The organism is Peterkaempfera griseoplana, assembly GCF_001418575.1.
Taxonomy (GTDB): Bacteria; Actinomycetota; Actinomycetes; order Streptomycetales; family Streptomycetaceae; genus Peterkaempfera; species Peterkaempfera griseoplana.
The window spans coordinates 1-6,897 of record NZ_LIQR01000086.1 but is presented as its reverse complement, the minus strand read 5'-3'; the positions used below and the strand labels follow the sequence as shown (position 1 = coordinate 6,897).

Genomic DNA, 6,897 nt, shown 5'->3' with positions numbered 1-6,897 from the left:
CCGTCCTGCAGGACGGTGGAGTCCGGGATGCCGTGGCAGATCACCTCGTTGACCGAGGTGCAGATGGACTTGGGGAAGCCCCGGTAGCCGAGGTCCGACGGGTAGGCGCCGTGGTCGCACATGTAGTCGTGGGCGACGCGGTCCAGCTCGTCGGTGGTGACCCCCGGCGCGATGTGCTTGGCGGCCTCGTCCATGGCGCGGGCCGCGATGGCGCCCGCGATCCGCATCTTCTCGACGGTCTCCGCCGTCTGCACCTCCGGACCGGTGTACGGCGCGGGGGCGCGCTTGCCCACGTACTCGGGCCGGGCGATGTGCGCCGGGACGCTGCGGGTGGGGGAGAGCCTGCCGGGAACCAGAGGAGCCATGCCCGGATTCTATCGGCCGTGACACCTGTGTCCGGGTGCGGTCGGCCGTACGCGCGCTGACCAGGCGTCAGCTCCGCTGCGGTGTGCACCGCCGGGTTGCCCTGCGCGGCCGGGGCTGTTTGAATAAATGAACAGTCATTTATTATTGGAGGCGGCGATGGCGGGACGGCCCAGGGCGGTCGACGACGCGGTGATCCTGCGCGCGACCGCCGAGGTGATCGGCCGGGTGGGCCCCGCAGGGCTGACGCTCGGCGCGGTGGCCGCCGAGGTGGGGCTGGTGCCCGCCACCCTGGTGCAGCGCTTCGGCTCCAAACACGGCCTGCTGGTGGCGCTGGCCAGGCAGTCCGCGCAGGACGCCGACGCCCTGCACCGGCAGCCGGCGCAGCGCCACACCTCCGCCCTGGCGGCGCTGACGGCGCTGCTGGTGGAGTCCACGGCGCTGATGGACACCCCGGAGAGGTTCGCCAACCACCTGGCGTTCCTCTGCATGGACCTCACCGACCCCCAGCTCCACGAGCACGCCCTGGCGATCCACCGGTCCCGCGGTGAAGCGGTGCGGCACCTGCTCGGCCGGGCGGTGGCCGAGGGCGAGCTGCGCGCCGGAACGGACACCGCGGCGCTGACCGGGACCATCCAGGCGATCACCGCGGGCACCGGTCTGACCTGGGCCCTGGACCGGCACGGCACCCTGCCGCAGCGGCTGCGGCAGGCCGTCGCCGCCGTACTGCGGCCCCATCTCCCCGGTACGGAGGATTCATGACCGCTGTCGAGAAGCCGCTGAGGGGCAGCGTCGCCCTGGTCGCGGGAGGCACCCGGGGCGGCGGAAGGGGCATCGCCGTGGAACTCGGCGCCGCCGGTGCCACGGTGTACGTGACCGGCCGCAGCAGCGCGGCCGGACGTTCCGACCTGGACCGCCCCGAGACCGTGGAGGAGACCGCGCGGCGGGTCGACGCCGCAGGCGGGACCGGCATCGCCGTACGCACCGACCACAGCCGCCCGGCGGAGGTCGAAGCCCTGGTGGCCAGGATCGCCGCGGAGCAGGACGGCCGGCTCGACATCCTGGTCAACTCCGTCTGGGGCGGCGATCCGCTGACCGACTGGGAGCACCCCCTGTGGGAGCAGGACCTGGACACCGGACTGCGCCTGCTGCGGCAGGCCGTCGAGACCCATGTCATCACCAGCCGGTTCGCGCTGCCGCTGATGGTCGCCCGCCGAAGCGGCCTGGTGGTGGAGGTCACCGACGGCAACACCGCCCGCTACCGGGGCTCCTTCTTCTACGACCTGGCGAAGTCCGCGGTGATCCGGCTCGCCGTCGCCCAGGCCGCGGAGCTGAGGCCGCACGGCGTCGCGGCGGTCGCCGTCACGCCCGGTTTCCTGCGCTCGGAGGCCATGCTGGAGCACTTCGGCGTCACCGAGGCCGACTGGCGCGACGGTGCCGCGCGGGACCCGCACTTCGCCCACTCCGAGACCCCCGCCTATCTGGGGCGGGCCGTCGCAGCGCTGGCCGCCGACCCCGGCGTCATGGCCAGGACGGGACGGGCGCTGGCCACCTGGGACCTGTACAAGGAGTACGGCTTCACCGACGCGGACGGCACCCGGCCGGACTGGGCGGCCCACTGGGCCGACGCCCTGGAGGAGGAGCACGGGCCGCTCGGGGACCCGCTGTGAGCCCGGCCCTGCCCGGCCGCCGCGGACGGGCGGAGTGGGCGCGGCCCCGGACGGGCATGAGCTACGGTGCCCGCAACCCGCGGGGCATGGGGCACCAGCCCCTCGACGAGGAGGCCGCCGGATGAGGTTCGGACGCAAGCCGCAGGGCAAGCCGGGCGAGTGGTACTACTGCGTGCAGCACCACAAGGTGGAGGAGGGCCCGGAGTGCCCGGCCCGCGACCGCCTGGGCCCGTACGGGAGCCGTGCCGACGCGGAGCACGCCCTGCAGACCGCCGCCGAGCGCAACGAGGAGTGGGACACCGACCCGCGCTGGCACGACCGCCCCGAGGAGCGCGGCGCCTGAGCGGGCGGTCCCGCCTGAGAGGTGGCCCCGGGGCTCCCGGCGTAGCGTGAGGAACGGGGGCGCCGCCACCGTCCGAGGAGCCGCGATGTCCGCGTCCGAGGCCTTCGCCGACCGCATGGCCGGGATCCTCAACGACTCCTGTCTGGCGCTGCTGATCGGTGTCGGCCACCAGACCGGGCTGTTCGACGCCATGGCCGCCCTGCCGGGCGCCGGCTGCGCGGAGATCGCCGGGGCTGCGGGCCTCCAGGAGGAGCTGGTCCGGGAGTGGCTCGGCGGCATGGTGGCCGGCGGCATCGTCCGGCACGATCCGGACGAGGGCGGCTACACCCTCCCCCCGGACCACGCCGCATGCCTCACCAGGGCCGCCGGGCCCGGCAACCTGGCCGGGCTCGCGCGGTACCCGGCGGCGATGGGCGAGGTGGAGCAGCAGCTGGTGGCGGCCTTCCGCACGGGCGACGGGGCGGCGCGGCCGGCCGGCCGGCGGCTCTCGGAGCTGCGGGCCGAGGAGAGCGGCCGCATCGCCGACGGGGCACTGGTGAGCGGCGTCCTCCCGCTGGTCCCCGGTCTGCCCGGGCGGCTGCGCGAGGGGATCGAGGTGCTGGACGTCCACTGCGGCCGGGGCCGCGCCGTCGCCGTGCTGGCACGGGCCTTTCCCGCCTCCCGCTTCCGCGGTCTGGACCTCCGCGAGGAGGACATCGCCGCGGCCCGGGAGGAGGCCGCGCGGCTGGGCCTGGCCAACACCACCTTCGACGTGGCCGACTCCGCGGACCTGGACGGCCACTACGACCTGATCACCGCTTTCGACGCCCTGGGCGACTTGGCGGACCCCGCCCGCACCCTGCTCGCCGTCCGGGACGCCCTGCACGACGACGGGGTGTTCCTGACGGGGGACCTCGTCGCCGGCCGCCGGGAGGAGGAGGGCGGCGACCCGGCGGGCCCGTTGCCGTACGGCCTCGCGCTCTTCCACGGCCGGGCGGTCTTCTGTGCGGAGGCCTCCCCCAGTGGGCGGACGATGCGCCGGATGCTCACCGACGCCGGCTTCACCCGGGTGGACTGCGGCCGGGCGGAGGGCGACCCGCTGACCCTCTACTGCGCGGCCCGCAAGTCCTGACCCCGCCCGGAGCCCCGCACGGCACGGCCGCGCCGGACGACCTGCGCCCAGGGCCCCCGGTCCCGCACCGCGCGTCGCGGGTGGTGGTGACCGGTCCGCCGCTCCGCAGCGGCCGCAAGCCGCGTGAGGGGCGCCCGGGGGAGAGGTCCGGGCGGACCTTGCGGGCGGGGCGGCATCATGCGGGCCCGACCCCGGCAGCGCGCAAGCGATGTGCTCAGGTGGCCTTACCAGCGGATGGGAGGCGGGGCCGTCAACCGCTCCGCCAGCCGCGCCATCCGGTCCAGCACCCGCCGCCGCCCCTGCGGGGGCTCCTCGCCCGCCGCGGCCGTCACCAGGTGCTGCACCACATCGAAGGCCGCCGCCTGCCCCTCCCCGGACGCCGGGCGCGGCACCGTCAGCGTCTCGTGCGCCAGCCCCTGCAACTCGGCGTCCCCGGTGTCCAGGGCCAGCACCGCCGCGCCGGCGCGGCGGGCGTCCTGTACCCGCTCCAGCAGCGGCGCGCCGGCCGCCTCCGCGGCCACCACCAGCAGCGTCCCACCCCGGCCCAGCCGCTCCAGCCGCCGCAGATCCACCGCGAGATGCCCGGGCGCGCCCGGCGGGACCCGCCAGCGGACCAGTGTGGGGGAGAGCTGCGGCAGCCCCGACCATGCGGCCTCGTCATCCAGGTGAGCCGCCATGTGCCAGGGCTCGTCGCTCTCGCTGCCCACCAGCAGCAGCCCGCCCGACGCGCCGCCCGGCCGGCGCGACACACAGGAGCGCAGCGCCCAGCCGAACTCCCTGGTCGACTCCAGCCAGCCCGTACCCGTGAGGACCTCGCGCATCTGCGACACCCGGACCGCATCCATGCGACCCCATGCTGCCCGAGCCGCCGCCCGCTTTGGGAGGATCACGGCATGACTACACCCGATGCAGTGACATCCCCCGCCGCCGCCGACGTCTCCGGGCTGGTCGTCGGCGTCCTCGGCGGCACCGGGCCGCAGGGCAAGGGCCTCGCCTACCGGCTCGCCCGGGCCGGCCAGCAGGTCGTCATCGGCTCCCGTGCGGCCGAACGCGCCGAGGCCGCCGCCGCCGAGCTCGGCCTCGGCATCCGCGGCGCCGACAACGCCGCCGCGGCCGCGCAGAGCGACATCGTCATCGTGGCGGTGCCGTGGGACGGCCACGGCGCCACCCTGGAGTCGCTGCGCGCCGAACTGGCCGGCAAGATCGTCGTCGACTGCGTCAACCCGCTCGGTTTCGACAAGCAGGGCGCCTACGCGCTGCGGCCGGAGGAGGGCAGCGCCGCCCAGCAGGCCGCCGCCCTGCTGCCGGACTCCACCGTCACCGCCGCCTTCCACCATCTCTCCGCGGTCCTGCTCCAGGACCCGGAGATCGAGCAGATCGACACCGATGTGATGGTGCTGGGCGACGACCGCGCCGCCACCGACACCGTCCAGGCCCTGGCGGCGCGCATCCCCGGGATGCGCGGTGTCTACGCCGGGCGGCTCCGCAACGCCCACCAGGTGGAGTCCCTGGTGGCCAATCTCATCTCGGTCAACCGCCGCTACAAGGCCCACGCCGGTCTGCGCATCACCGACGTCTGACCGTCCGGCGCCACGGGAGCGCCCCGCCGTGCGCCGGACCAGGGGCGTAACGGGCGGCGGGGCGGCACCCCCGGCCGGTGCCCGCGCCGCCGGGACGTACGGCCGCCGGGCTCCCCGCTCCCCGGGCGGCCGGGCGCAGCGGACGGCCCTGACGCGGGAGCGGGACGGACATCGGGGAGAATGGGAGCCGACCGTACGCCCCCGCCACCGCACGCCTGGAGTCCGCAGCCATGCCCCGCAACGCCGTTCTCGCCCTCGTCGCCTGCCTGCTGGCGGTCGCGGCCGCCGTGGTCTCCTTTGTGGAGGGCAACTGGCTGGGCGTGGTCTGGGTCCTGCTGGCGGGCGTCACCAGCAACATGGCCTGGTACTACATCCGCCGTGAGCGGGCCGCCCGGGGCTGAGCCCGGCTCGCCCGGAACAGCGTCCCCGGAATCAGCTCTCCCGGGATCAGTTCTCCCAGAAGCGGAAGGCCTGGTAGCCGAGCGCGGCCAGGTACGGGGGCACGTCGAACAGCTCCATGACCTTGTAGGCCAGCCGCCAGAACCAGTCGCCGACCGAGGTCTGCCACAGCAGGGCGAAGACCGCCAGCATGCCGAACGGCGCGAACGGCTCCACCGCGCGCCGGGCCTTCAGCGAGAGCCAGGGCTCGATGATCCCGTAGCCGTCGAAGCCGGGGACGGGTATCAGGTTGAGCACCGCCGCGGTGATCTGGAGCAGCGCCAGGAAGGCCATCCCCGCCACGAACGTGGACGGGGCGCCGTCCAGCAGCCCCGCACCGATCGGCGCCAGCAGGGCCACCGCGATCACCACGTTGACCAGCGGCCCGGCCGCCGAGATCAGGCTGTGCTTCCAGCGACCGCTGATCCGGTGCCGCTCGATGAAGACCGCGCCGCCGGGCAGGCCGATGCCGCCCAGGATCACGAAGACCACCGGCAGGACCACGCTCAGCAGCGCATTGGCGTACTTGAAGGGGTTCAGCGTCAGATAGCCCTTGGCGCCCACCGTCAGGTCACCGCCGTGCAGCGCCGTGCGGGCGTGGGCGTACTCGTGGAGGGAGAGCGAGACCACCCAGCCGGAGACCACGAAGAGGAAGACGCCGAAGCGGGAGTTCTCCCCGTAGCCGGTCCACACCGCCCAGGAGGAGGTGCCGAGGACGGCGAGCAGCACCCAGAACACCGGACTGATGCGGCGGTCCTCGCTGCGCTGCTGCTGGGTGCGGGCGAACGTCATGACGGAACGGCTCCGAGGTCGAGGAGGCGGGCAGAAGCCCCGATCATGCCTGGCTGCGGAGCGGGCCCACAAGCGGCGGCCTTCCGACAACGTGCGTGGGGCGGCCCCCGTTCCGGCCCGCCGCCCCGCGCCCGGCCGGCCTCGATCACAATGGACCCGTGCGCTACGGCATCCTCGGCACCACTCAGGCCCACCACGACGACGGCACCCCGGTCCCGCTCGGCGGTGCCCGGCTGCGCGCTCTGCTGGCCGCGCTGGCCCTGCGGCAGGGCCGCCCGGTGCCCGTCGGCACCCTGGTGGACGAGGTCTGGGACGGCGAACCGCCGGCGGACGGCCCCGGCGCGCTGCAGACCCTGGTGGGAAGGCTGCGCAGGGCACTCGGCCGTGACGCGATCGGGTCCGGCCCCGAGGGTTACCGGCTGTGCGCCGCCGCCGACGACATCGACCTGGGCCGCTTCCAGCAGCTGACGGCGCAGGCCGAGCAGGCAACGGCCGGCGGCCGCGCCGAGCAGGCCGCTGAGCTGCTGCGCAGCGCGCTGGGGCTGTGGCGCGGACCCGCGCTGGCCGACCTCCCGGACCGGTCGGCCGCCGCGGGTCCGC

10 protein-coding genes are annotated in these 6,897 nt (G+C 75.1%); 7 read left to right on the top strand and 3 right to left on the bottom strand.

The features are described 5' to 3' along the window. On the bottom strand, positions 1-365 hold a 365-nt coding region (locus AOK09_RS06845; RefSeq protein WP_157875816.1), incomplete at its 3' end, for a M24 family metallopeptidase. Between the two features lie 157 nt (positions 366-522). On the opposite strand from AOK09_RS06845, the gene AOK09_RS06840 reads away from it, so the two are divergent. The 4 genes from AOK09_RS06840 to AOK09_RS06825 all read left to right on the top strand — a co-directional run bounded on the left by AOK09_RS06840 (position 523) and on the right by AOK09_RS06825 (position 3,487). Further along, on the top strand, positions 523-1,125 hold the full coding sequence (locus tag AOK09_RS06840; protein WP_055586217.1) for a TetR/AcrR family transcriptional regulator: 603 nt from the start codon (positions 523-525) through the stop codon (positions 1,123-1,125). Then, positions 1,122-2,033, top strand: a complete 912-nt coding sequence (locus AOK09_RS06835) for an SDR family oxidoreductase (protein WP_055586216.1) — start codon at positions 1,122-1,124, stop codon at positions 2,031-2,033. The genes AOK09_RS06840 and AOK09_RS06835 overlap by 4 nt, the downstream gene beginning before the upstream one ends. Positions 2,034-2,154: 121 nt before the next feature. After that, on the top strand, positions 2,155-2,376 hold the full coding sequence (locus AOK09_RS06830) for a hypothetical protein (protein WP_055586215.1): 222 nt from the start codon (positions 2,155-2,157) through the stop codon (positions 2,374-2,376). 85 nt (positions 2,377-2,461) lie between these two features. Then, complete coding sequence (locus AOK09_RS06825) at positions 2,462-3,487, top strand: class I SAM-dependent methyltransferase (RefSeq protein ID WP_055586214.1); 1,026 nt, start codon at positions 2,462-2,464, stop codon at positions 3,485-3,487. Positions 3,488-3,711: 224 nt separating this feature from the next. On the opposite strand, the gene AOK09_RS06820 is transcribed toward AOK09_RS06825, so the two are convergent. Beyond that, on the bottom strand, positions 3,712-4,332 hold the full coding sequence (locus tag AOK09_RS06820) for a hypothetical protein (RefSeq protein WP_055586213.1): 621 nt from the start codon (positions 4,330-4,332) through the stop codon (positions 3,712-3,714). Positions 4,333-4,380: 48 nt separating this feature from the next. Between AOK09_RS06820 and npdG the strand changes: the two genes are divergently transcribed. After that, on the top strand, positions 4,381-5,067 hold the full coding sequence (npdG, locus tag AOK09_RS06815) for an NADPH-dependent F420 reductase (RefSeq protein ID WP_055586212.1): 687 nt from the start codon (positions 4,381-4,383) through the stop codon (positions 5,065-5,067). 230 nt (positions 5,068-5,297) lie between these two features. Continuing rightward, positions 5,298-5,468: a hypothetical protein gene (locus tag AOK09_RS40705; RefSeq protein ID WP_169796996.1), complete on the top strand. Its 171-nt coding sequence runs from the start codon at positions 5,298-5,300 to the stop codon at positions 5,466-5,468. 46 nt (positions 5,469-5,514) lie between these two features. On the opposite strand, the gene AOK09_RS06810 is transcribed toward AOK09_RS40705, so the two are convergent. Further along, the gene (locus AOK09_RS06810) at positions 5,515-6,297 is read right to left on the bottom strand and encodes a site-2 protease family protein (protein WP_055586211.1); all 783 of its coding nucleotides are present in this window, start codon (positions 6,295-6,297) and stop codon (positions 5,515-5,517) included. A 158-nt stretch (positions 6,298-6,455) separates the two neighbouring features. On the opposite strand from AOK09_RS06810, the gene AOK09_RS06805 reads away from it, so the two are divergent. Next, positions 6,456-6,897, top strand: a 442-nt coding sequence (locus AOK09_RS06805; RefSeq protein WP_175609268.1) for an AfsR/SARP family transcriptional regulator, incomplete at its 3' end; no start/stop codon positions are given.

What these genes read in the sequence shown, in the direction of transcription:
- AOK09_RS06840 (WP_055586217.1), top strand. Translation starts at nt 523, where the DNA reads ATGGCGGGACGGCCCAGGGCGGTCGACGACGCGGTGATCCTGCGCGCG.
- AOK09_RS06835 (WP_055586216.1), top strand. Translation starts at nt 1,122, where the DNA reads ATGACCGCTGTCGAGAAGCCGCTGAGGGGCAGCGTCGCCCTGGTCGCG.
- AOK09_RS06830 (WP_055586215.1), top strand. Translation starts at nt 2,155, where the DNA reads ATGAGGTTCGGACGCAAGCCGCAGGGCAAGCCGGGCGAGTGGTACTAC.
- AOK09_RS06825 (WP_055586214.1), top strand. Translation starts at nt 2,462, where the DNA reads ATGTCCGCGTCCGAGGCCTTCGCCGACCGCATGGCCGGGATCCTCAAC.
- AOK09_RS06820 (WP_055586213.1), bottom strand. Translation starts at nt 4,332, where the DNA reads ATGGATGCGGTCCGGGTGTCGCAGATGCGCGAGGTCCTCACGGGTACG.
- npdG (WP_055586212.1), top strand. Translation starts at nt 4,381, where the DNA reads ATGACTACACCCGATGCAGTGACATCCCCCGCCGCCGCCGACGTCTCC.
- AOK09_RS40705 (WP_169796996.1), top strand. Translation starts at nt 5,298, where the DNA reads ATGCCCCGCAACGCCGTTCTCGCCCTCGTCGCCTGCCTGCTGGCGGTC.
- AOK09_RS06810 (WP_055586211.1), bottom strand. Translation starts at nt 6,297, where the DNA reads ATGACGTTCGCCCGCACCCAGCAGCAGCGCAGCGAGGACCGCCGCATC.